Annotated in this window: 21 protein-coding genes; 14 read left to right on the top strand and 7 right to left on the bottom strand. The window is 66.9% G+C overall.

Annotated features, from left to right (window positions below):
- A partial coding sequence (locus tag QOC69_RS28210; protein WP_526445824.1) for a TIGR03620 family F420-dependent LLM class oxidoreductase occupies positions 1–751 on the top strand: 751 nt, incomplete at its 5' end.
- On the opposite strand, the gene QOC69_RS28205 is transcribed toward QOC69_RS28210, so the two are convergent.
- A complete protein-coding gene (locus QOC69_RS28205; RefSeq protein ID WP_526445823.1) occupies positions 748–1758 on the bottom strand; it encodes a PHP domain-containing protein in 1011 nt (336 codons plus the stop codon). The two genes, QOC69_RS28210 and QOC69_RS28205, sit on opposite strands and share 4 nt — an antisense overlap.
- 39 nt (positions 1759–1797) lie before the next feature.
- Positions 1798–2370, bottom strand: a complete 573-nt coding sequence (locus QOC69_RS28200; protein WP_526445822.1) for a TIGR03086 family metal-binding protein — start codon at positions 2368–2370, stop codon at positions 1798–1800.
- An 88-nt stretch (positions 2371–2458) separates the two neighbouring features.
- Here QOC69_RS28200 and QOC69_RS28195 point away from each other — a divergent pair, with 88 nt between their 5' ends.
- The gene (locus tag QOC69_RS28195; RefSeq protein ID WP_526445821.1) at positions 2459–3310 is read left to right on the top strand and encodes an LLM class F420-dependent oxidoreductase; all 852 of its coding nucleotides are present in this window, start codon (positions 2459–2461) and stop codon (positions 3308–3310) included.
- A gap of 17 nt (positions 3311–3327) precedes the next feature.
- Here QOC69_RS28195 and QOC69_RS28190 read toward each other — a convergent pair whose 3' ends face one another.
- On the bottom strand, positions 3328–4113 hold the full coding sequence (locus QOC69_RS28190) for a DeoR/GlpR family DNA-binding transcription regulator (RefSeq protein WP_526445820.1): 786 nt from the start codon (positions 4111–4113) through the stop codon (positions 3328–3330).
- A 141-nt stretch (positions 4114–4254) separates the two neighbouring features.
- Between QOC69_RS28190 and QOC69_RS28185 the strand changes: the two genes are divergently transcribed.
- The 12 genes from QOC69_RS28185 (at position 4255) to QOC69_RS28130 (ending at position 15786) form a co-directional block, all read left to right on the top strand.
- Positions 4255–5133 (top strand): class II fructose-bisphosphate aldolase, encoded by an 879-nt coding sequence (locus QOC69_RS28185; protein ID WP_526445819.1) that lies wholly within the window; start codon positions 4255–4257, stop codon positions 5131–5133.
- Entirely contained in the window at positions 5130–6482 is a 1353-nt protein-coding gene (locus QOC69_RS28180; RefSeq protein WP_526445818.1) for a D-tagatose-bisphosphate aldolase, class II, non-catalytic subunit, read from the top strand. The genes QOC69_RS28185 and QOC69_RS28180 overlap by 4 nt, the downstream gene beginning before the upstream one ends.
- Positions 6475–7611, top strand: a complete 1137-nt coding sequence (locus QOC69_RS28175; protein WP_526445817.1) for an SIS domain-containing protein — start codon at positions 6475–6477, stop codon at positions 7609–7611. Before QOC69_RS28180 ends, QOC69_RS28175 begins: the two co-directional genes overlap by 8 nt.
- A 6-nt stretch (positions 7612–7617) precedes the next feature.
- The gene (locus tag QOC69_RS28170; protein ID WP_526445816.1) at positions 7618–8613 is read left to right on the top strand and encodes a BadF/BadG/BcrA/BcrD ATPase family protein; all 996 of its coding nucleotides are present in this window, start codon (positions 7618–7620) and stop codon (positions 8611–8613) included.
- Positions 8610–9551, top strand: a complete 942-nt coding sequence (locus tag QOC69_RS28165; protein ID WP_526445815.1) for an EamA family transporter — start codon at positions 8610–8612, stop codon at positions 9549–9551. Before QOC69_RS28170 ends, QOC69_RS28165 begins: the two co-directional genes overlap by 4 nt.
- The gene (locus QOC69_RS28160) at positions 9548–10858 is read left to right on the top strand and encodes an alpha-glucosidase/alpha-galactosidase (RefSeq protein WP_526445814.1); all 1311 of its coding nucleotides are present in this window, start codon (positions 9548–9550) and stop codon (positions 10856–10858) included. Before QOC69_RS28165 ends, QOC69_RS28160 begins: the two co-directional genes overlap by 4 nt.
- 49 nt (positions 10859–10907) lie before the next feature.
- The gene (locus QOC69_RS28155) at positions 10908–12188 is read left to right on the top strand and encodes an ABC transporter substrate-binding protein (protein WP_526445813.1); all 1281 of its coding nucleotides are present in this window, start codon (positions 10908–10910) and stop codon (positions 12186–12188) included.
- Between the two features lie 20 nt (positions 12189–12208).
- Positions 12209–13129 carry a carbohydrate ABC transporter permease gene (locus QOC69_RS28150; protein WP_526445812.1) on the top strand — a complete coding sequence of 307 codons (921 nt, stop codon included), beginning with the start codon at positions 12209–12211 and terminating at the stop codon, positions 13127–13129.
- Positions 13126–14055, top strand: coding sequence for a carbohydrate ABC transporter permease (locus QOC69_RS28145; RefSeq protein WP_526445811.1), 930 nt, complete (start codon positions 13126–13128; stop codon positions 14053–14055). Before QOC69_RS28150 ends, QOC69_RS28145 begins: the two co-directional genes overlap by 4 nt.
- A 32-nt stretch (positions 14056–14087) precedes the next feature.
- Positions 14088–15179 (top strand): ABC transporter ATP-binding protein, encoded by a 1092-nt coding sequence (locus QOC69_RS28140; RefSeq protein ID WP_526445810.1) that lies wholly within the window; start codon positions 14088–14090, stop codon positions 15177–15179.
- A gap of 69 nt (positions 15180–15248) precedes the next feature.
- Entirely contained in the window at positions 15249–15506 is a 258-nt protein-coding gene (locus QOC69_RS28135; protein ID WP_526445809.1) for a hypothetical protein, read from the top strand.
- 97 nt (positions 15507–15603) lie between these two features.
- On the top strand, positions 15604–15786 hold the full coding sequence (locus QOC69_RS28130) for a hypothetical protein (RefSeq protein WP_526445808.1): 183 nt from the start codon (positions 15604–15606) through the stop codon (positions 15784–15786).
- A gap of 79 nt (positions 15787–15865) precedes the next feature.
- On the opposite strand, the gene QOC69_RS28125 is transcribed toward QOC69_RS28130, so the two are convergent.
- The 4 genes from QOC69_RS28125 to QOC69_RS28110 all read right to left on the bottom strand — a co-directional run.
- The gene (locus QOC69_RS28125; protein ID WP_526445807.1) at positions 15866–16006 is read right to left on the bottom strand and encodes a hypothetical protein; all 141 of its coding nucleotides are present in this window, start codon (positions 16004–16006) and stop codon (positions 15866–15868) included.
- Positions 16007–16244: 238 nt separating this feature from the next.
- Entirely contained in the window at positions 16245–17711 is a 1467-nt protein-coding gene (gltD, locus tag QOC69_RS28120; RefSeq protein ID WP_526445806.1) for a glutamate synthase small subunit, read from the bottom strand.
- On the bottom strand, positions 17704–22296 hold the full coding sequence (gene gltB / locus QOC69_RS28115; RefSeq protein WP_526445805.1) for a glutamate synthase large subunit: 4593 nt from the start codon (positions 22294–22296) through the stop codon (positions 17704–17706). Before gltB ends, gltD begins: the two co-directional genes overlap by 8 nt.
- 412 nt (positions 22297–22708) lie before the next feature.
- The coding region (locus QOC69_RS28110; RefSeq protein ID WP_526445804.1) for an HAD-IC family P-type ATPase at positions 22709–23688 on the bottom strand (980 nt) is incomplete at its 5' end.

The following is a 23688-nucleotide window of genomic DNA, read 5'->3' as shown; positions in this document are numbered from 1 at the left end:
CGAACGGCTCGGGTTCACCACATTGTGGATCGCCGGCGGTCGACTCGACCGCCTGGGCCGACTCGCCGATCTGATCCTGGCCACCGAGCGAGCCGTGGTCGGGTCAGCGATCATCCCCCCGGATGTGTACGACGCCGCATCCGTTACTGCACTGTTCGAAAGCGTCGAAGCCGTTGCGCCCGGCCGACTCCTGGTCGGCCTGGGTTCACCGCACTCCGAGCGGCCGCTTACCGCACTGCGCCGTTACGTCGACCAACTCGACGCCGCCGTCGATCCGATACCGCCCCACCGTCGCGTCCTGGCCGCCTTCGGGCCCCGCGCACTCGACGTCGCGCGGGAACGGTTCGCCGGCGCCATGCCTGCGCTGCTTACGCCCGATCAGGTCGCGTCGACGCGGGACCGTCTCGGCCCCGACCGCATTCTGTCGGTAGGCCTGTACGCCGTTCTTGATTGCGACGCCGGTGCCGCCAGGGCGACCGCGCGTCGACCGCTGACGTTCCTGCGTGGGCTGGCCGCGTATGCCAAATCACTGCGCCGGCAAGGCTTTACCGACGACGACATCGCCACCTTGAGTGACGGACTGGTCGATGCGCTGGTCGCGTGGGGAGGCCCCGACGAGATCGCCGAACGCGCACGGAAGTTGCGTGCGGCGGGTGCCGACCACGTGCATCTGACGGTGCTTGGCGAGGGGGATCAGCCCACGGCGCTCGCCGCGGCCCGCGCGTTGGCTCCCGCGCTGGGGCTTGGCTAGGGTCGTGCGGCGGTCCAGTCCAGCAGCTTCTCCACCGGCCAGGTGTTGACGATCCGCTCGACGGGCACGCCGTTGTCGATGGCGCGTTGGGCGCCGTAGCCGAGGAAGTCCAGTTGTCCCGGCGCGTGCGCGTCGGTGTCGATGGAGAAGTCGCACCCGATCTCCAGCGCCAGCTTCAGCAGCCGGGTCGGCGGGTCGCGCCGTTCGGGTCGGGAGTTGATCTCCACCGCGGTGCCGTGATCGCGGCAGGCGGTGAACACCTTCTCGGGGTCGAACTTCGACTCCGGCCGCGTCCCGCGGTTGCCCTCCACCAGCCGGCCCGTGCAATGGCCGAGGACGTCGGCCTGCCCGCCCGAGGCCGCCCGCACCATGCGGCGGGTCATCGACGGGGCGTCCATCGAGAGCTTCGAGTGCACGCTGGCCACCACGACGTCGAGGCGATCCAGCAGTTCGGCTTCCTGGTCGAGGCTGCCGTCGTCGAGTATGTCGACTTCGATGCCGGTCAGGATGCGCATGGGGGCGAACCGTTCCCGCAGCTCGTCGATCACGTCGAGCTGTTTGCGCAGCCGTTCCGGGGACAGGCCGTTGGCGACGGTCAGCCGCGGCGAGTGGTCGGTCAGGGCGCAGTACTCGTGCCCGAGTGACTTGGCGGTGGCCATCATCTCCGTGATCGGCGCCGATCCGTCCGACCAGTTGGAGTGCAGGTGCAGGTCGCCCTTGAGCGCCGCCCGGATCTCGCCACCACCGAGATCGGTTGCCGCCTCCCGCAATTCGACCAGAGTGTCGGGCTCGCGGCCCGACCACGCCTGGGCGATGACCTTGGCGGTCTTCGGGCCGACACCCGGCAGCGACTGCCAGCTGTTGGCCTTGCCGTGCTTCTCGCGCTGGGCGTCGTCGAGTCTCTCGACGGTGTCGGCGGCGTTGCGGTAGGCCATCACGCGGCGCGAGTCCTCGCGGGCGCGGTCCTTGTAATAGGCAATCTGGCGCAGCGCGGCGACGGGATCCATGGTTCCAGTGTGCCCGTTGGCTACCCGCGTTGGCCGAGGCTAGACCCGCCAGCTCGGGTCGCGTCCGCTGAGCGCGATCGCCCGGTCGAAAGGCGGAGCGTCGTCGGAGATCTCGACTGCGGGACCGAACAAGCCCTCGACCGGTCCGTCGGCCGCGAACGACGCGACGTGCGCCAGCACGGCCTCTGCGACGTCGTCGTCGACGTCGTAGTGCTGCCCGGTGGACCGCGCGATGTCCCAGCCGTGGATCACCACCTCCGCGAGCGCCACCGATCCGGCGACCTCACCAGGCAGGTCGACGCCGCCGATGCGGGTCATGCCGTCCCACGCGGCCTCTGGTCGCCACGCGTCGGCAAGGCCGGCCAGCGTGACCGGATACCGCGCCCGCCAGTCGGCGTCGAGCTGGTAGCCACCGTCACCTGGTGGGGTGTCGGTCAGTTCACCCAAGTCCTTGCGGGCGGCAGCAGCGAACGCCACCCCGAGCCCACCGACGTGGGCGACGAGTTCGCGCACCGACAACTTCTCGCACGGTGTTCCCCGGTCGAGATGGTCGTCACGCACGCCATCGAGGAGTCGCGCCGTGCTGGCACATGCCAGAGTCATGTCGATCATGTGGATACCGACCTGGGCCGCGCAGGAAACTCATCGGTGCCGATGAGCAGACAGGCACGCTTAAGGTTCCAGGTCTAGGCTCGGTTGAGTGCGATTCGCCTTCAAAACATCCCCGCAGAACACCACCTGGGACGAGATGCTGCCGATCTGGCAGACCGCCGATGACATCGACGTCTTCGAGTCCGGTTGGACCTTCGACCACTTCTATCCGATCTTCTCCGATTCCTCCGGCCCGTGCCTGGAGGGTTGGATCACGCTGACCGCGTTGGCACAGGCCACCAAGCGCTTGCGCGTTGGCGTGCTGGTCACCGGCATCCACTACCGTCACCCAGCCGTGCTGGCCAACATGGCCGCGGCACTGGACGTCATCTCCCACGGCCGCCTCGAGCTCGGCATCGGCGCGGGCTGGAACGAGGAGGAATCCGGCGCGTACGGCATCGAACTGGGCACCATCAAGGAGCGATTCGACCGCTTCGAAGAAGCCTGCGAGGTGCTGACCAGCCTGCTCACCAACGAGACGACGACCTTCGACGGCAAGTACTACCAGCTCAAGGATGCCCGCAACGAGCCGAAGGGCCCGCAGCAGCCGCATCCGCCGATCTGCATCGGCGGCAGCGGCGAGAAGCGCACCCTGCCGCTGACCGCCAAGTACGCCGACCACTGGAACTTCGTCGGCGGCACGCCGGAGGAGTTCGCGCACAAGCGTGACGTGCTGGCCGCCCGCTGCGCGGACATCGGCCGCGACCCCAAGGAGATCACCCTCTCCTCGCACGTCCGACTCGGCGTGGACCGCGACTACGCCAAGGTGGTCGACGAGGCCGCAGCGCTCGGCAAGGAAGGTCTGGATCTCGCGATCATCTACCTGCCGCCGCCATACGATCCGGCCGTGCTGGAGCCGCTCGCGCAGCAGATTCGCGACTCGGGCCTCATCAAGCCGTAGGGCTCAGGCAGTAGGAATCAGGCGTCGCCCACCTCGACCACGTGGACGCGAACGCCGGTGGCGGCGATCCGGTCGAGCTGTTCGGGATCGGCGGTGGAGTCGGTCACCAGATGATCGATCTCACTTAGAGTGACCATCTTTGCGAAGGTGACCTTGCCGATCTTCGAGCCGTCGACGGCGACGACGACTCGTTGGGCGTTGGCCGCCATGGCGATCGCCGTGCGCGCCTCGGCCTCGTCGAACGTCGTCGCCCCGATCTCGGCGGACATCCCGTCGGCACCGAGAATGGCGGTGCCGACGGTGATGACCTGAAACGCGTGCTCGGACATCGGACCAACGGCCTCAAGGGAATTCGCCCTGACCAATCCCCCGGTCATGATCACCTTCATGTGAGCGTCGACGGCGCAGTCGGCCGCGATCGTTAGCGAGTTCGTCACGATCGTCATGGTGGGCCTGCCCTTCAGCGCCCTGGCCACCTCGCCGGTGGTGACACCCCCGGTCAGCGCGACGGCCTGGGCGCCTGCGGGAACCAGCGCAGCGGCGTGCTGGGCGATCCGGCGTTTGATCGCGATCATCCGGTGGTCGCGTAACCGCACCGGGATTTCGCTGCCGCTCGGGTCCAGCGCCCTCGCACCACCGTGGGTCCGCACCAGCAGGCCCTGATCTTCGAGTTCGCTGAGATCACGCCGCAGCGTCGCGGCCGAGACGCGCAGCTCGGTGCGAAGCACGCGGGAGGCGACTTCTCCGCCCTCGCGCAGCAGTGAGAGAACCTCACGCATGCGGTCGGTGCGCTTGATCGACATTGCTGACGACTCCTTGGTACGACGATGGAAACAATCAGTTTTCCTGATCGCTTCGCCGATTCGCATTGCGCGTTTTGAGCGATCTTCCCATGATCGACCCATGCTCCAGACGTTCGGACCTCAGCGCCAGTGGGTGGCACCGTGAGTTTGGCCACCACCGGCGACCTGGTCGCGTCGGCCGCCTCTGCGGGCAGCGCGGTCCTCGCGTTCAACGTGATCACCATCGAGCACGCCGAAGGGGTGGCCGACGGCGTGGAGCGTGCCGGGGTCGCCGCGGTGCTGCAGATCAGCGAGAACACGGTCCGCTTCCACGGCGACCGAATCGCCCCGCTGCTGACGGCTTGCGCGCAGATCGCCACGCACTCCTCGGCCCCGCTGGCGATCCACCTCGACCACTTCCAGGACGTCACACTGCTCAACGAGGCCATCAAGACCGCCGCCGACTTCGGGGGCACTTCGATCATGGTCGACGCCGCACACCTGCCCTACCGGGACAACGTCGAGGCAACCCGCACGTTCACCAAGCGCGCACACGCGGCCGGTCTGTGGGTGGAAGCCGAGCTCGGCGAGATCGGCGGGAAGGTCGGCCAGAGGGAGGACGCTCACGCGCCGGGTGCCCGCACCGATCCCAACGAAGCGGCGGCCTTCGCCGAGGAGACCGCGGTCGACGGTCTGGCCGTGGCGGTGGGCAGCTCACACGCGATGACCACCCGCGACGCCCGGCTCGATCTCGAGTTGATCGACAGGCTTGCCTCCAGTGTGCGGATTCCCTTGGTGCTGCACGGCTCATCGGGAGTCCCCGACGATCAGCTCCGCCAGGCCGTCGACGCGGGGATCCGCAAGCTCAACGTCGGAACGGCGCTCAACGTCGTCTACACCGGTGCGATCCGAAACGCGTTGGCCACCAACCCTTCCACTACGGACCCTCGCACGCATCTGTCTGCCGGGCGCAAGGCCATCGGCGATGTCGTCGCGGATCTGTGCCGCGTCGTCGCAGTCGGGGAGGTCGGAGCCCGATGAGCCCGACCGCGTCCGCCTCGCTGCGGGTCAACCCGCTGACCGACACGATCCAGCGCCATAAGGCCGGCGAGCCCGTCGGCATCTACTCGGTGTGCTCAGCGCATCCGACCGTCGTGCAAGCAACCATCGCACAGGCCGCGGCCGACGACGGCTACGTGCTGATCGAAGCCACGTCCAACCAGGTCGACCAATTCGGCGGCTACACCGGTTTGCGTCCAGCGGAGTTCCGCGACCTGGTCCTCGACATCGCCGATCGGTCGGGATTCGCGCGCGAGCGTGTCGTCCTGGGTGGCGACCACCTCGGCCCCAACCGCTGGCAGCGCGAATCTGCCAGCGCCGCAATGGCAAACGCCGAGGTGCTGATCGCCAGCTATGTCGAGGCCGGCTACACCAAGATCCACCTGGACTGCAGCATGTCGTGCGCGGACGATCCCGCGGTCCTTCCCGACGAGGTCGTGGCGAGCCGCACCGCCCGGCTGTTGCGCGTCGCCGAAGACGCGGCGCACCGCGTCGGCATCGACGGCCCGGTCTACGTCATCGGCACCGAGGTGCCCGTCCCAGGGGGAGCGCACGAAACGCTGAGCCAGCTCACCCCCACCTCGCCCGACCGGGCCCGGCGAACCATCGGTGCCCACCGTGCAGCCTTCGCCGAACTCGCACTGGACCACGTGTGGCTCCGGGTCGTCGCGCTGGTGGTGCAGCCCGGCGTCGAATTCGATCACAGAGGCGTCATCGACTATCAGCGCAGCGCCACCGCCGAGCTGCGCTACGTCCTCGACACCGAGGACAACCTGGTGTTCGAAGCGCACTCCACCGACTATCAACGACCGGCGCAACTGCGCGAGCTGGTGGAAGACCACTGGGCCATCCTGAAGGTCGGTCCCGCACTGACATTCGCGATGCGGGAAGCGCTGTTCGCGCTCGCCCGGATCGAGTCGGAGCTCGTCCCGCGGCCGTCGCGGTCGAACCTGATCGAGGTCATCGAACGCCGCATGCTGGATGATCCCACCCACTGGCAGGGCTACTACGAGGGCCGGGGCGAGCGGAGCGACGGGGGAAGCAACAGCCCGCTGACCCAGCGCACCGCCCGCCGCTACAGCTACAGCGACCGGCTCCGCTACTACTGGGCCGACGACAGGATCGACGGTGCGCGCCAGACCCTGCTGGCCAACCTCGACCGCACGGGCATACCGTTGCCGCTGATCAGCCAGTTTCTGCCCGTCCAGTACGACCGGATACGCGCCGGCCGGCTCGAACCCGCCGCGCAGGCGCTGGTCATCGACCGAGTACGCGACGCCCTGCGCCCCTACGCCCGCGCATGCAGCACTACTGGAGACGCCGATGAATAACACCCCCATCCCCACCCAAGAAGACGGTGGCGCAACCATTCTCGAGATCGGGCAACAACCCGACGCGTGGCGGGAAGTCGCAGGCCGCACCGACGAGCACGCCGCCGGGTTCCTGCGCGACGTCGCAGGCCGCCCCGACCTTCGGGTCATCCTGACCGGGGCGGGCAGCTCGGCGTTCGCCGGGGAGATCGCCGCCCCCGCACTCCGACGCCACCTCGACCGGCGCGTCGAAGCCGTTGCGACCACCGACATCGTCGCCAGTCCGCTCGACTACCTGGAGCGCCACACCCCGACGTTGCTGGTGTCGTTCGGCCGGTCGGGCAACAGCCCCGAGAGCCTGGCGACCACTGAACTCGCCGACGAGATCGTCGACGACGTCTGGCATCTCATCCTCACCTGTGACCGTGGCGGCGAGCTGGGCCGCGCGCACGACGGCCGGGCGAACTCGCTCGTCGTCTACATGCCGGAACGCACCAACGACACCGGCTTCGCGATGACCTCAAGCCTCACCTCGATGCTGTTGTCCTGCTTGCTGATGCTGGGGCCCGCCGAGCGCAGCGACGCCGAGGCCCTCGCCCTGGCCGCTGAGCACGTCGTCGATCTGCAGCCCGACATCCGGGCCCTTGCGAAGTCGAAGAAGCAGCGGTTCGTCTACCTCGGTAGTGGACCGTTGGAGGGGCTGGCGCGTGAATCTGCGCTCAAGCTACTGGAATTGACCGCAGGCGAAGTGGTGTCGTACTTCGACTCGCCCCTTGGATTCCGGCACGGGCCCAAGTCGGTGCTCGACGGGGACACGCTCGTCGTGGTGTACGTGTCCACGGATCCGTACACGCGTCGCTACGACCTCGACATCGTCGCGGAGATCCGCGCACAACTCGGTCCGGACAGCGTCAGCGTGATCAGCACCCAACCGATTCCGGCGGCGCTCGGAGATGCCGTCGTCCTGCCGGGCCTCGCTGCCCTCGGAGGGATCGACGACTCCATGGTTGCGCTGGCCTACCTGGTGTTCGCGCAGTATCTCGCGCTGTTCACCGCACTGGAGTACGGCAAGACCCCCGACAATCCGTTCCCCGCAGGCGAAGTCAGTCGCGTGGTTCGGGGCGTCACGATCTACCCGATGGGCAGGTGATCAACGATGGCTCGCTATCTCGGGGTTGACGGCGGAGGGTCGAAGACGGCATTCGCGCTCATCGACGACACGGGCCACGTGCTGGCCCGCGCCACCGCGCCCAGCTCCTACTACTTCAGCGATGGTTTCGACGTCGTCGAACGTGTTCTGGCCCAGGGCATCACCGATATCTGCGCGCAGACCGGGATCGAGACGTCCGGCATCGACGCGGCCTTCTTCGGGCTACCCGGCTACGGCGAGGCCAGCGGTGACGTCGAGCAACTCGACGCCGTTCCCGGACGCGTGCTCGGCCACGATCGCTACGGCTGCAACAACGACATGGTCTGCGGGTGGGCCGGGTCGCTGGCCGGTGAGGACGGCATCAACGTCATCAGCGGTACCGGGTCGATGACCTACGGAGAGCGGCTTGGCACCGGTCACCGGGTCGGCGGCTGGGGTGAGCTTTTCGGCGACGAGGGTTCGGCGTACTGGATTGCGGCGCAGGGGTTGAACGCGTTCAGCCGGATGAGCGACGGCAGGCTGGCCCGCGGACCGCTCTACGCCCTGATGAAGGAACGGCTGCAGGTCTCCAGCGACCTCGACGTCGTCAGCCTGGTCATCGAGAAGTGGGGTGGCAACCGAGGCTCGATCGCCGCCCTCGCAACCACGGTATGCGAGGCCGCCCGCCAAGAAGACCAGGTATCGGCGGACATCCTGGCCGGCGCTGCCGACGAACTCGCGACGCTGGTCGAGACCACCCGCGTGCTGGTCGGCTTCGGCGACGAGGATACGGTGCCGGTGTCCTACTCCGGCGGAATGTTCTCCGACGAGGGCTTTCTCGCACTGTTCCGCGCTGCCCTGCAACGACTGCCTGCCAAGTACGACCTGCAACTCCCGCTGCTCGATCCCGCGGTGGGCGCCGCGCTGTACGCCGCCAAACGCAGCGGCCATCCCCTGAGCCCTAGTTCACTGCACCAACTCGCCACGACCCCAACAGGATTGAATGAGGTGAAGTCGCCATGACCGGTGCGCCGACCGTCACGCACACCCGCAGCTGGATCTTCTACGCCACGCTGCTCGTGCTGTTCTGGGGCGTCTGGGGGGCGTTCTCCGCCCTCCCCGCAACGAAATACGGTTATCCCGACGAGATGATCTACAGCATCTGGGCGCTGACGATGATCATTCCGGCGGCCTTCGCGCTCCGCGGCCAACGCTTCGACCGGCGGCCGCAGGCCACGATCTACGGCCTGCTCATCGGGCTGACCGGCGCCGGCGGGCAGCTCCTGTTGTTTCAGGCGTTGACCATGGGCCCGGCCTACCTCATCTTCCCGATCGTCTCGATCTCACCGGCGATCACGGTGGTGATGGCCATGGTCCTGCTGCGCGAGCGCATCAGCGGTCTTGCGGCCGTTGGGCTGGTCGCGGCACTCGCCGCGATCGTGCTGTTCAGCATCACCAGCGCGGCCTCCGACGGCTCGTCGGGCCCGTGGCTGCCGCTGGCGATCCTGATCTGCGTGGCCTGGGGCGTGCAGGCGTACTTCATGCGCAAGACCGCGACGATCGGCGTCAACGAGGCCACCACCTTCGGCTGGATGGCGATCAGCGGACTCGCCCTGATCCCGCTTGCCCTGATCTCCCTCGGCGGCATCCCCACCGACTTCCCCTGGCAGGCACCGGTACTGACGGCCGCGACGCAGCTCCTCAACGCCGTCGGTGCGCTGTTCCTGGTAATGGCGCTCAGCCGCGGCAAGGCCACCATCGTCGCGCCAACCGCCAATGCGCTGGCCCCTGCGCTCACCATCGTCATCTCGCTCATCGCATACCAGACGTTGCCTACCCCCTACGGCGCGGTCGGGATCGTGCTGGCGCTCGTCGGCTCGACGCTGATGGTCTACAGCGACGAGAAACGCGGCGAAGCACTGACCCCGGCGGTGCTGGAACCCGTGAAGGATTCGGCATGAAGCCCACGATCGTCATCATCGGTGCGGGCAGCGTCGAATTCACCCGCGAGCTGCTCGGGGACATCTTGTCCTTCCCCGAGCTCGGCTCGGTTCGGGTCGTCCTGCACGACATCGACACCGAACGTCTCGAGACCGCAGAGGCGATCGCGCACGCCACCGCCCGCGAGGCCGGCGCCCAGCCCGAGGTGGTCGCGACCACCGATCGTCGACGGGCACTCGAAGGCGCCGACTACGTCATCAACGTCATCCAGGTCGGCATGCACGAGGCCACGGTGCGGGACTTCGAGATTCCGGCGAAGTACGGGCTGAACCAAACCATCGCCGACACCATCGGGATCGGAGGCATCTTCCGCGGCCTTCGGACGTTCCCGGTGCTGGCCGCGATCGCGGCAGACATGGCGCAGGTGTGCCCGGACGCCTGGCTGCTCAACTACACCAACCCGATGGCCATGAACGTCACGTTCCTGCGCCACGTCGCCCCTCAGCTGAAGGTTCTCGGCCTGTGCCATTCCGTGCACTGGACGATGGTCGGCTTGTGCGAGCTCGTCGACGTACCTTTCGACGAGGTGTCGTACTGGTCTGCGGGTGTCAACCATCAGGCGTGGGTATTGCGTTGGGAGCGTGGCGGACAGGACCTGTATCCGCTGTTGGATCAGCGCATCGCCGCCGACCCGGAGCTGCGCCGACGGGTGCGGGTCGACATGTACCGCCGCCTTGGCTACTACCCCACCGAGACGAGCGAGCACTCCAGCGAGTACGTCCCCTGGTACCTGCATCATCGCGACGAGGTCGACCGCCTGCGGGTCAACGTCGGTGAATACGTCTCGATCAGCGGGGCCAACCTAGCCGAATATGCGCGCGTCCGTGCGGAGTTGGCCGAGACCGAGACGCTCGGCATCGACACGGGGTCCACGGAATACGCGCCACAGGTCATCCACTCCCTCGAGACCGGGACGGTGCGGGTCATCTCCGCCAACGTGGTCAACGACGGGCTGATCACCAACCTGCCCTCTGGTTTGGCCGTCGAGGTCCCCACGGTTCTCGACGCGCTGGGCGCGCACCCGATGAGGGTGGGCGACCTGCCGCCGCAGTGCGCGGCGCTCAACCGTGGCTTCCTCGGCCCTGTGGAGCTTGCGGTCTGCGCGGCAGTCGACGGCGACCCGCGCCTGGTGCGGGCTGCGGCGATGGTCGACCCCAACACCGCTGCGACGTTGACCGTCGATCAGATCTGGCAGTTGTGTGACGAGCTGACAGCCGCGCATGGGCCACTGCTGCCCGAGGCGCTGCGCACACCGCTGGCGCTGTGACATGCCACGCCCATCCCGCTCAGGTGTCGCCGACAAAGGAGTATCAACCGTGATTCGCACACGACTCTGCATCGCATTGGCCGCGGTCCTCGCCTTGATCCTCACCGCATGCGGCGGAGGCGGCTCATCGTCATCGGGCCCCACCGAGATCGCGGTGTGGCACGGCTATCAGGACAAGGAGGGCGAGGTCTTCAAGTCCCTAGTCGACCAGTACAACAAGGAGCATCCCGACGTCAAGGTCAGCGAGTTGTACTCGAGCAACGACCTGGTGCTCCAGAAGGTGCTGACCGCGGTACGCGGCGGCAGCGCCCCCGACGTCGCCTACATGTTCGGGTCGTGGTCCCCGAACATCGCCCAGATTCCACAGGTCGTCAACATGGCCGGCGAAGTCTCCAAGCCGGATTGGAAGTGGGACGACTTCTATCCGGCCGAGCGGACCGCGGCGACCGTGGGGGACAAGATCGTTGGCGTGCCCGCCCTGGTGGACAACCTCGCGATCGTCTACAACAAGAAGCTCTTCGCGGACGCCGGGATCGAGCCGCCGACCGCGAGCTGGACGTGGGACGACTTCCGGGCGGCAGCGGCCAAGCTCACCGACCTGGTCAACGGCCAGTACGGCTGGCTGATTCCCGCCGACGGAAGCGAAGACACTGTCTGGCACTACATTCCGATGCTCTGGGAAGCCGGCGGTGACATCCTGACGCCGGACAACGAGCACGCCGCGTTCAACTCCGAGGCGGGCGTGAAGTCGCTGACGCTGCTGCAACAGATGGCGGTCACCGACAAGTCGCTGTACCTGGACACCACCAACGAGAACGGTTCGAAGCTGATGAACAGCGGCAAGATCGGCATGCTGGTCACCGGGCCGTGGGACCTCGGCTCCCTGACCGACATCGAGTACGGCGTCCAGGTGATGCCCACCTTCGCCGGCTCGAACGGCGGCCATCAGACGATCTCCGGACCGGACAACTGGGTGATGTTCGACAACGGGGACAAGAAGAAACAGGCGGCGATCGACTTCGTCAAGTGGCTGACCGCGCCCGAACAGGTCAAGGCCTTCTCGCTGGGTACCGGCGATCTGCCCACCCGCACCTCGGTGGGCCAGGATCAGGCGTTCGTCGCCAAGCTCAACGAAAACCTGCCAGGCAGTGGGATATTCGTGGAGAACCTGTCCAACGTGAAGAAGGTCAGGCCGACGGTCGAGCAGTATCCCGCGATCTCCGAAGCGATGGGCCAGGCGATCGTGTCCGTCATGCTCGGCAAGGATCAGCCGGCAGACGCGCTGAACTCCGCCGCCCAGGCCGTAGACGCGGCACTGGCCGGAAAATAGGCGTACCGGAGGATAGGCAGATGCCCGACGACGTCGCCGCATCGCGACCGCCTTCACTGCTCAGGCGCCTGGGCCGTTCGGACAGCGTGACTGGATGGACACTGGTGAGTCCAGCGGCGGTGCTGATCGGCATCTTCGGACTGCTGCCGGTGCTGATGTCGCTGCAGCTGTCCTTCCAGCACTCCGACCTGCTCACGCCGGAGACCCCATGGGTCGGCCTGGACAACTACCGGAAGCTGGCCGACGACCCGGTATTCGTCGAGTCGGTCAACCACACCATCGTCTACACGGCGCTGTTCGTTCCCGGCACGATGCTGGTCGGCCTTCTCGTCGCCACGGCGATGAACCGGTCGCTGCGCTTCATCTCGGTGTACCGGACCGCCGCGTACGTCACGATGGCGGTCTCGACGATCTCGCAGGGCATCATCTTCCTGTGGCTGACCGACCGTGACTACGGTCTGGTGAACGCCGCCCTCAACGTGGTCGGCGTGCCGTCGCAACCGTTTCTGGCCTCGCCATCGCAGGCGCTGTACGTGATCGTGGCGATGACGATCTGGGGGTGGACCGGCTTCGCGGTCATCGTCTATCTGGCTGCGCTCCAAGGGGTGCCAGCCGAGTTGCACGAGGCCGCGGCGATCGACGGCGCGAACGCGTTCACCCGGTTTCGCACCATCACCGTGCCCTTGCTCGGGCCGGCGAACCTGTTCCTGCTCGTCTGGCTGACGATCAACGCCCTACAACTGTTCGGCGAGGTGTACGCCACCACGCGCGGCGGACCGCTGCGGGCGACGACCGTCATCGTCTACTACCTCTGGGACCGCGCCTTCGTGCACTTCGACGCCGGCTACGCCGCGGCGATGGCCTACGTGCTGTTCGTCGTCATCCTGGTGATCACCGCCGTGCAGTTCCGTCTCGCCCGCAGGCACGTGCACTACTCATGACCGCCGACGTCGCCGCCACACCGGTGCCCGCCGACTCGGAGCGGGACGCACCGCCCACGTCACCGTCCCGCCGCCGACGGATGCCCCGGTTGCGGCTGCCGTTCAGCCCATGGCATCTGGTCCTGATTCCACTGACCTTCCTGCTGGTCTTTCCGCTGCTGTGGATGTTCATCACGTCAATGCAGACGGAGGGCGAAGCGAACCACTTCCCGCCGGTCCTTCTGCCAGCCCATCCACGGTTTGAGAACTATTCCGACGCATGGGCCACGGCGCCGTTCGGGCACTTCTTCCTCAACAGCGCCCTGGTCACGCTGGTGGTGCTGGTCAGCAACCTCGTCGTCTGCAGCTTGGCCGGCTACGCCTTCGCCCGCATCCGATTCCTCGGCCGCGGAGCACTTTTCGTCACCTTGATGGCGACGTTGATGGTGCCGTTCCAGGTGACGATGATTCCGGTGTTCCTGATCGTGAAGTGGTTCGGCCAGAACGTCTGGGACGTACTGGGCATCGATCACATCGGCGCGTTGATGCTCCCCAATCTTGCGACGGCGTTCGGCATCTTCTTCCTGCGCCAGTTCTTCCAGACGGTTCCGGTGGAACTCGAGGAAGCTGCGCGAGTCGACGGAACGTCGCGGCTGGGTGTGCTGTTCAAGATCGTGCTGCCGTTGTCATTGCCCGCGATGTCCACGCTGGCAGCCCTGACCGTCCTCACCTCCTGGAACGACTTCATGTGGCCGTTGATCGTGATCACCTCGCAGGATCAGATGACGATTCCGTTGGGTCTCAGCTACTTCCAGGGTGCGCACCGGGTCAAGTGGCCGCTGCTCATGGCGGCCAACGTGATGAGCCTGTTGCCGATGCTGCTGGTGTTCGTCGGCGCGCAACGGTATTTCGTCCAGTCGGTGGCCAGCACGGGCATCAAGGGCTGAGTCGACGACGACATGGGGAGAGAGGAAAGACGTTGGCAGAAGTAGAGTTCCGCAATGTCACACGGCAGTATTCGGGCGGCCGCTCGGGAGACGTCGTCGCCCTCAAGGGCCTCAACCTGACGGTGTCGGACGGGGAGTTCCTGATCTTGGTCGGACCGTCCGGGTGCGGCAAGAGCACCGCATTGCGTCTGCTGGCCGGGCTGGACAAGCCAACGTCGGGCGAGATCATGATCGGGGGCACGACGGTCAACCAGCTCACTCCTGGCCAGCGGGACATCGCGATGGTGTTTCAGAACTATGCGCTCTACCCGCACATGACCGTCTACCGAAACCTCGCCTACGGCCTGCGGCAGCGCAGAACCCCACGTGCCGAGATCGACCGGCGAGTCAGGGAGACGGCGAGCCTGCTTCAGATCACCGAGCTCCTCGACCGTAAACCCGGCCAGCTGTCCGGCGGGCAGCGCCAAAGGGTGGCCATGGGGCGCGCGCTGGTGCGCCAACCGCAGGCGTTCCTGCTCGACGAGCCACTGTCGAATCTGGACGCGAAACTGCGCAACCAGGTGCGCGGAGACCTCAAGCGGTTGCACCGCGAACTTCCCGTCACCTCCATCTACGTCACCCATGACCAGGTCGAGGCGATGACGCTCGGCGATCGACTGTGTGTGATGTCCGACGGCGAAGTGCAGCAGATCGGCACGACCGACGACATCTACAACCGGCCGGCCAATACGTTCGTCGCCGCGTTCATGGGCAGCCCGCCGATGAACCTGATGCCGGGCGTCGTGCGCACCGGGATCCTGCACGTCGGCGGCGCAGCGGTGACGGCGGTCCACGAACCCGATGGTCCGGTCACCGTTGGGGCGCGGCCCGAGCATCTGCACCTGCACACGGCCCCCGCTGACGGGATGGTGCCCGCCGTCGTCGACTTCGTGGAGCCTCTGGGCAGCCACGTCTTGGTTACCGCGCTCGTCGATGAGACGCGGGTGATCGTGCAGGCGCCAGCCGGCCTCGCGTTGGACTCCGGCACGCGCATCGGCCTCACCATGGCACCCGAGCGGACCTACTTCTTCGATGCGGTGACCGGGGACGCCCGGCGCGCCCGCGAGCGCATCATGCTGTCATGACCATCGGCGGGCGGTGCGTAGGGAAACATCCAATTCCCTCACGTGCCTCGCGCAATAACGTCGTTTCACATGCAGACCCGCACGCTCCTGCCCGTCGTTCTCGTCGTCACGGTCGTGGCTGCCGGATGCGGCGGCCGCGATGCCAAACCCACTGCACGGATGGAGGTGGTCGGCGCTGACGACTACTGCTTCGGCGGCCCCGACTGCGACGAGGTGCCCGCCGAGATGCCGGTGCCCGCAGATGCGTACATCACCTGCTCGTCGCCGACCGCGACGAGGGCAAGCTCTATGAGCTCTATCAGGCCAACCAGGTCGGCGACCAGATGACGGCGGGCGGCTTCTTCGTCTGGGATCTGAACAAGGAGGACGACTCGTCGTTCTCGGATCCACAGAAGGTCGTCATCAAGGCGATGAGACCTACGGGATGCTGCTGTCCGACGGCGGCGAGATCGCGCTGACCTTCGCCGACGACAAGAACAGCACGGCCAAGTGGGCGGATCTCGGCATCGACTCCCAGAGCTTCAAAGGGCTCACGCCCGATCAATTCGAGGTCGTCGACCTCGATCCGGAGATTGCGCGCACCTACGAATGCGTCCGCAACCCGTGAAGGTTCTTACTGACGGTCAAGTAGATATAGCACCTAAGCAAACAACGGCCGGGTCCGGCGCAATGCCGGAGACGGCAGGTCAGACGCCGTAGCGGAGAAGTTCGTCGAGGGTGATCAGGCGCTCGTGCTTGGCCGGGAACTCACGGCACTTCACCGGATGGCGAAGATATGACCAGGCGATTCGCCTCATCTTCGATGGAGACAGCGGGTTGATGTGCACGGTGTTCTCTCCTGCGTCGGTATGGCTGCACCGATGGGGCCACACTTGCGCCGACCCCCGCACTTCATTAGACACCTGTGAGCTGGCTAACATCAAGCGGCGCGCCGAAAATAAAGTCAGATGTTTCTGGTGTGACTCATGTGGTTATTGGGACTAGTACCTCGGCGATTCGCCATCGAGGTAGCACTCAGCGTCAGGAAGCGGCGATGACCGCCAGTGCTATCTCGACGTCGACGACCTATCGCTGCGGTGCGGCGGTCGGCTTGATCGGCGCAGGCAATGCGGTCTGACCCATCAGGTAGCGGTCCACCCCGGCGGCAGCGGCCCGGCCCTCCGCGATCGCCCACACGATCAGCGACTGCCCGCGACCCATGTCACCGGCAACGAACACACCAGGCACCGACGTCTGGAAGTCGTCGTTGCGCGCCACGTTTCCGCGGTCGGTCAGCTCGACACTCAGGTCGGTGAGCAGACCCGGCTTCTCGGGGCCGACGAAGCCCATCGCCAGCAGCACCAGATCGGCCTCAAGGTCGAAGTCGCTGCCATCGAGCTTGCCGAACTTGCCGTCGCGCATCTCGACCTCGTGCACCTTCAGCGCGGTGACTCGGCCATCGGCGCCGACGAACTCCTCGGTGTTGACCGAGAAGACGCGCTCGCCGCCCTCCTCGTGGGCAGAGGCAACGCGGAACATCAGCGGGTAGGTCGGCCACGGCGTCGACTCCGCACGCTCTTCCGGCGGCCGCGGCATGATCTCGAACTGATGCACGCTGGCGGCACCCTGGCGGTGCACGGTGCCAAGGCAGTCGGCGCCGGTGTCGCCACCGCCGATGATGACCACCTTCTTGCCCTTGGCGGTGATCGGCGGCTCGCCGTCGTCGCCGAGCACCGGGTCCCCGTTCTGCACGCGGTTGGCCCACGGCAGGTACTCCATCGCCTGGTAGATGCCTTCGAGTTCGCGCCCAGGGATCGGCAGGTCTCGCCAGTCCGTCGCACCACCGGTCAGCACCACCGCGTCGAAGTCGGAGCGGAGGTCATGCGCTGATATGTCGATGCCGACGTTCACGCCGGTCCGGAACTGCGTGCCCTCGGCCTCCATCTGCTCGAGGCGGCGGTCGATGTGGCGCTTCTCCATCTTGAACTCGGGAATGCCGTACCGGAGCAGACCGCCGATGCGGTCGTCGCGCTCGAACACCGTCACCGCGTGCCCCGCCCTGGTCAACTGCTGCGCGGCGGCCAGGCCCGCGGGGCCCGACCCGACGACGGCGACCGTCTTGCCGGTGAGCCGGTCGGGTGGCAGCGGAACCACCCAGCCCTTTTCGAAGGCGTTGTCGATGATCTCGACCTCGACCTGCTTGATGGTCACCGGATCCTGGTTGATGCCGAGGACACACGACGACTCACACGGTGCGGGGCACAGCCGCCCGGTGAACTCCGGGAAGTTGTTGGTGGCGTGCAGGCGCTCGATGGAGTCGCGCCAGCGGTCGCGGTAGACCAGGTCGTTCCATTCGGGGATCAGGTTGCCCAGCGGGCAGCCGTTGTGGCAGAACGGGATTCCGCAGTCCATGCAGCGGGCGGCCTGATCCTGCAGCACGTCGTGGGAGAAGTCCTCGTAGACCTCTTTCCAGTCGCGCAGGCGCAGCGGGACCGGCCGACGCTGCGGGGTCTCGCGGTGGGTGTGCTTGAGGAAGCCGCGGGGATCAGCCACGGGCCGCCGCCGCCATGATCGCATCGTCGACGTTCTCGCCGTTGCGCTCGGCTTCTGCGATCGCCGCCAAGACGGACTTGTAGTCGCGCGGCATGACCTTCGCGAAGTGCTTCAGTTCGGACTCCCAGTCGGACAGAACACGTTGACCCACAGCCGAATCGGTGGCGTCGACGTGAGCCTGAATTATGTCGTGCAGCCACACGGCGTCTTCTGAGTCGTCGTCGTCCAGCGCCTCGAGCTCCACCATCTCGGCGTTCAGGTTCTCCGGCAGCACACCCTGCGGGTCGTACACGTAGGCGATACCGCCCGACATGCCCGCCGCGAAGTTGCGGCCGGTGGCCCCGAGGATGGCGACCCTGCCTCCGGTCATGTACTCGCAGCCGTGATCGCCGACGCCCTCGACGACCGCGTGAGCGCCGGAGTTGCGGACCGCGAACCGCTCGCCCACCACACCGCGGAGGAAGGCCTGACCACTGGTGGCGCCGAACAGGATCACGTTGCCGCCGATGATGTTGTCCTCGGCGACGAAGTCGGCGGGCGCGCCGTCGGAGGGCCGCACCACGATCCGCCCACCGGACAGACCCTTGCCGACGTAGTCGTTGGCGTCGCCGTACACCCGCAACGTGATGCCCTTTGGCACGAACGCACCGAAGCTGTTGCCCGCCGAGCCTTCGAAGGTGATGTCGATGGTGCCGTCCGGAAGCCCCTGTCCGCCATGGGCCTTGGTCACCTCATGGCCAAGCATGGTGCCGACCGTGCGGTTGACGTTGGCGATGGTGGTAGAGAACCGCACCGGGGCGGCCGAATCGATCGCCTCGCGGCTCATCGCGATGAGCTGCTGATCGAGTGCCTTGTCCAGCCCGTGGTCCTGGCGCGAGCTGCAGTACAGGTCCTGGTTCATGAACGCCGAGTCGGGCTCGTGCAGCACCGGGGTCAGGTCCAGTTTGTGCGCCTTCCAATGCTCGGCGGCCTGCGTCGTGTCCAGCGCGCCTGCCTGCCCGACCATCTCGTTGACCGTGCGGAAGCCCAACTGCGCCATGAGCTCCCGCACCTCCTGGGCGATGAACAGGAAGAAGTTCTCGACGAATTCGGGCTTGCCGTTGAACCGCTCGCGCAGCACCGGATTCTGGGTGGCCACGCCGACGGGACAGGTGTCAAGGTGACACACCCGCATCATGATGCAACCCGCCACCACCAGAGGCGCAGTGGCGAACCCGAACTCCTCGGCTCCGAGCAGCGCGGCGATCATCACGTCGCGCCCGGTCTTGAGCTGGCCGTCGACCTGCACGACGATGCGGTCACGGAGTCCGTTGAGCAACAACGTCTGCTGCGTCTCGGCCAGACCCAGCTCCCACGGCGCACCGGCATGCTTCTGCGAGGTCAGCGGCGTGGCGCCGGTGCCGCCGTCGTGCCCGGAGATGAGCACCACGTCGGCGTGTGCCTTGGACACCCCGGCGGCGACGGTGCCGACGCCGTTCTCACTGACCAGCTTGACGTGCACCCGCGCCTGCGGGTTGGCGTTCTTCAGGTCGTGGATCAGCTGCGCCAGGTCCTCGATCGAGTAGATGTCATGATGCGGCGGCGGCGAGATCAGCCCGACGCCTGGGGTGGAGTGCCGCACGTCGGCGATCCACGGGTAGACCTTGTTGCCCGGAAGCTGGCCGCCCTCACCGGGTTTGGCGCCCTGGGCCATCTTGATCTGGATGTCCGTGCAGTTGGTCAGGTAGTGGCTGGTCACACCGAACCGGGCCGAGGCCACCTGTTTGATGCTGCTGCGTCGCCAGTCACCGTTCTCGTCGGGTTCGAACCGCTTTGCGTTCTCGCCGCCCTCACCGGAATTCGACCGCCCGCCAAGGCGGTTCATCGCGATGGCGAGCGTCTCGTGGGCCTCCGCGGAAATCGAGCCGTAGCTCATCGCACCGGTGGAGAAGCGTTTGACGATCTCGCTGGCCGGCTCGACCTCGTCGAGCGGCACCGGCGGCCGGACGCCGTCGCGGAACTTCAGCAGCCCGCGCAGCGACGCCATCCGCTCGCTCTGGTCGTCGACCAGCTTGGTGTACTCCTTGAAGATGGAGTACTGGCCGGTGCGCGTGGCGTGCTGCAGCTTGAACACGGTGTCGGGGTTGAACAGGTGGTACTCACCCTCGCGCCGCCACTGGTACTCGCCGCCGACCTCGAGCTCGCGGTGCGCGCGCTCGTCGGGACGGTCCAGATAGGCCAGCGCGTGGCGGGATGCGACGTCGTCGGCGATGTCGTCGAGATCGATGCCGCCGACCGGACAGCTCAATCCGGTGAAGTACTCGTCGAGCACCTGCTGGCTGATGCCGATGGCCTGGAACAGCTGGGCCCCCGTATAGGACGCCAACGTGGAGATGCCCATCTTGGACATCACCTTCAGCACGCCCTTGCCTGCGGCCTTCACGTAGTTGGCCTTGGCCTTGTCGCTGGTGATGTCGGTGATCACGCCCCGGTCCACCATGTCTTCGATCGACTCGAACGCCATGTAGGGGTTGACGGCGGCGGCGCCGAAGCCGACCAGTGCCGCCATGTGGTGCACCTCGCGGGCGTCGCCCGCTTCGACGACGAGGCCGACCTGGGTACGGGTGCGCGCACGCACCAGGTGGTGATGGACGGTCGAGACGCTCAGCAGCGACGGGATCGGGGCGAGTGATTCGTTGGACTCCCGGTCGGAGAGCACGATGATGCGCGCGCCGTCGCTGATGGCGGCCGAGACCTTGCCGCGCACGTCCTCGAGCGCCTCCTTCAGCCCCTGCCCGCCCCTGGCCACCGGGTAGAGACAGCGGATGACCGCGGCGCGCAGTCCGTGCTTGTGACCCCGGATCTCGTGATCGGGGTCAACGCAGATCAGCTTCGACAGTTCGGCGTTGCGCAGGATGGGCTGCTTCAGGACGATCTGCCGACAGGACTCGGCATTCGGGTTGAGCAGGTCGCCCTCCGGGCCGACGTTGCCCTGCAGGCTGGTCACCACCTCTTCGCGGATGGCGTCCAACGGCGGGTTGGTCACCTGGGCGAACAGCTGCTGGAAGTAGTCGTAGAGCATCCGCGGCCGCGCGGACAACACCGCAACCGGGGTGTCGGTGCCCATCGAGCCGAGCGCCTCGGCGCCGCTGCGCGCCATGGGCGCCACCAGCAGGTTCAGCTCTTCGTACGTGAAGCCGAAGGCCTGTTGCCGCAGTACGACCCGGTGGTGCGGCATGCGGACGTAGTCACCCTGCGGCAGGTCGCCGAGGTGGAACAGCCCCGCTTCCAGCCATTCCTGGTACGGCTGCTCGGCGGCCAACTCGGCCTTCACCTCCTCGTCGGAGACGATTCGGCCCTGGGCCGTGTCGACCAGGAACATCCGGCCGGGCTGCAGGCGCAGCTTCTGCACGACGCGCGACGGGTCGAGATTCAGCACACCGGCCTCGGATGCCATGACGACCAGTCCGTCGTCGGTCACCCAGATCCGCGACGGGCGCAGACCGTTGCGGTCGAGCACCGCACCGATCACCGTGCCGTCGGTGAAGCACACCGACGCCGGGCCGTCCCACGGCTCCATCAGGGATGAGTGGTACTCGTAGAACGCCCGACGGGCGGGGTCCATCGACTCGTGCCGCTCCCACGCTTCGGGGATCATCATCAGCACGGCGTGGGGCAGGCTGCGGCCGCCGAGGTGCAGAAGTTCGAGCACCTCGTCGAAGCGCGCCGTGTCGGATGCGCCCGGCGTGCAGGTCGGGAAGATCTTGTCGACGTCGTCGTAGGACCCGAAGACGTCGGTGTGGATGAGCGCCTCGCGCGCCCGCATCCAGTTCTCGTTGCCGGTCACGGTGTTGATCTCGCCGTTGTGGGCGACGCGCCGGAACGGGTGCGCCAGCGGCCAGGACGGGAAGGTGTTGGTGGAGAAGCGCGAGTGCACGATGCCCAGCGCGCTGGTCAGCCGCTCGTCCTGCAGGTCGAGGTAGAACGCCTTCAGCTGCGGCGTGGTGAGCATGCCCTTGTAGACGAAGGTCTGACCGGAAAGGCTTGGGAAGTAGACGGTTTCACGGCCGGGCCCATCCTGACCTGGGCCCTTGGTCCCGAGTTCGTGCTCGGCCCGCTTGCGCAGCACGTAGGCGCGGCGTTCCAGGTCCATGCCGGACGCGCCGCCGATGAACAGCTGCCGGAAGGTGGGCATTGCGTCGCGGGCCAGTGCGCCGAGCGAGGAATCGTCGGTCGGCACGTCCCGCCAGCCGAACACCGTCAGGCCCTCGGCCTCAGCGATCTTCTCCACGGACTCGCATGCGGCCGCGGCGTCCCGAGACGACTGCGGCAGGAATGCGATGCCGGTCGCGTAGCTGCCCGGCTCGGGCAGGTCGAAGTCGACGACGGCCCGTAGGAAGTCGTCGGGAACCTGAAGCAGGATCCCTGCGCCGTCACCGGTGTTCGGTTCGGCGCCCTGGGCGCCACGGTGCTCCATGTTCAGCAGCGCGGTGATGGCCTTGTCCACGATGTCGCGGCTGCGACGTCCGTGCATGTCAGCGACCATCGCGACGCCACACGAGTCGTGCTCGTATGCGGGGTTGTACAGCCCGACCTTGCTGGGCATTCCCACCTCACCATTTCTACGCTGTCACCAAAGCTCTTGTGCATGGCAACCGTCAACGACGGCGCCTGCCGGGCTTGGCGATGGGGTGCCTGCGTGCAGCACTGAACGGCGGGCTTTGTCCCACTCGCCACAAGTGGTGAAACGATATGACAAACACCGCCTGACATGCCAACTTAGCCGAGCCTAAGTAACGGCGCTCGGCAGCCGACTCCGCATCCGGCTGGACTCGGGCTTCAAGGGTTACGGCGTTGTTGCCCTTGGATTTTCATCATAGTCCGCTGAACCGCCCCAGTTCCGGCTGCGACCGACATCACTGCGGCGATATCGCAAACTGTTTGCTGGCGGACGAATTTGCCGCCCGGTACTCGGTCGATTGGCGTAGTTAGATTTGCCAGAAAGCCTAGCCGGATTCTTAGAGACGCTGCCGATCGAGCGCCTTGGCGCTGGCCTCGGGGCTCAGGTCCAGACGACGCAACAGTTGCGCGTTCAGCGCCACCACCACCGTCGACAACGACATCAGCAGCGCACCCACCGACATCGGCATGACGAACCCGATCGGCGCCAGCACTCCCGCCGCCAGCGGGACGGAGATCAGGTTGTATCCCGCGGCCCACCAAAGGTTTTGCGCCATCTTTCGGTAGGACGCCCGGGACAGCAGGATGGTCGACAGCACCGAGCGCGGGTCCGAACTGGCCAGGATCACACCCGCCGAACCGATGGCGACGTCGGTTCCCGCGCCGATCGCGATGCCGACGTCGGCCCGGGCCAACGCAGGCGCATCGTTGACGCCGTCGCCCACCATGGCCACCTTGAGCCCCTCGCTCTGTAGTTCGGCGACCTTGGCGGCCTTGTCCTCGGGCCGCACCCCGGCGAACACCCGCTCGATGCCGAGCTGGGCCGCGACCGACCTCGCGACGGGTTCCGCGTCGCCGGTGATCATGACGACCTCGATGTCCTGCCGACGCAGTGCGTCGACGGTCTGCCTGGACTCCTCGCGGATCTCGTCGGCGAGCGCGAGCGCGCCGGTCACGGTGCCGTTGACCAGGACGTGCAGCACGATGGCCCCCTCGGCGTGCCATGCCGCGGCGGCCCCGAGCTCGGCCTGACCGGCTTCGGCGAGCAACCGCGGCCCGCCGACCCGCACCACGACGCCGTCCACCGTGGCGGTGACCCCGACTGCGGGGGACGACGTGAAGTCGGCTGACGCGGGCACGGCAATGTTCCTGCTGCGGGCCGCGGCGACGATCGCCCGCGCCAACGGGTGTTCGGAGTCCGTCTCGGCGGCGGCGGCGAGTGCCAGCACCTCGTCTTCGGAGCGGCCGTCCACCGCGATCACCGCGCTGAGCGCAGGCTGCCCCTTGGTCAGCGTGCCGGTCTTGTCGAACAACACAG

The sequence above is a fragment of the Mycobacterium sp. genome (assembly GCF_032162105.1).
GTDB lineage: Bacteria > Actinomycetota > Actinomycetes > Mycobacteriales > Mycobacteriaceae > Mycobacterium.
This window is presented reverse-complemented; position numbering and strand designations above follow the sequence as displayed.

Bases quoted from the DNA above. Each gene is read 5' to 3' on its own strand.
- QOC69_RS28205 (WP_526445823.1), bottom strand. From the start codon at position 1,758: ATGGATCCCGTCGCCGCGCTGCGCCAGATTGCCTATTACAAGGACCGC.
- QOC69_RS28200 (WP_526445822.1), bottom strand. From the start codon at position 2,370: ATGATCGACATGACTCTGGCATGTGCCAGCACGGCGCGACTCCTCGAT.
- QOC69_RS28190 (WP_526445820.1), bottom strand. From the start codon at position 4,113: ATGTCGATCAAGCGCACCGACCGCATGCGTGAGGTTCTCTCACTGCTG.
- QOC69_RS28180 (WP_526445818.1), top strand. From the start codon at position 5,130: ATGAGCCCGACCGCGTCCGCCTCGCTGCGGGTCAACCCGCTGACCGAC.
- QOC69_RS28175 (WP_526445817.1), top strand. From the start codon at position 6,475: ATGAATAACACCCCCATCCCCACCCAAGAAGACGGTGGCGCAACCATT.
- QOC69_RS28170 (WP_526445816.1), top strand. From the start codon at position 7,618: ATGGCTCGCTATCTCGGGGTTGACGGCGGAGGGTCGAAGACGGCATTC.
- QOC69_RS28165 (WP_526445815.1), top strand. From the start codon at position 8,610: ATGACCGGTGCGCCGACCGTCACGCACACCCGCAGCTGGATCTTCTAC.
- QOC69_RS28160 (WP_526445814.1), top strand. From the start codon at position 9,548: ATGAAGCCCACGATCGTCATCATCGGTGCGGGCAGCGTCGAATTCACC.
- QOC69_RS28150 (WP_526445812.1), top strand. From the start codon at position 12,209: ATGCCCGACGACGTCGCCGCATCGCGACCGCCTTCACTGCTCAGGCGC.
- QOC69_RS28145 (WP_526445811.1), top strand. From the start codon at position 13,126: ATGACCGCCGACGTCGCCGCCACACCGGTGCCCGCCGACTCGGAGCGG.
- QOC69_RS28135 (WP_526445809.1), top strand. From the start codon at position 15,249: ATGCAGACCCGCACGCTCCTGCCCGTCGTTCTCGTCGTCACGGTCGTG.
- QOC69_RS28130 (WP_526445808.1), top strand. From the start codon at position 15,604: ATGCTGCTGTCCGACGGCGGCGAGATCGCGCTGACCTTCGCCGACGAC.
- gltB (WP_526445805.1), bottom strand. From the start codon at position 22,296: ATGCCCAGCAAGGTCGGGCTGTACAACCCCGCATACGAGCACGACTCG.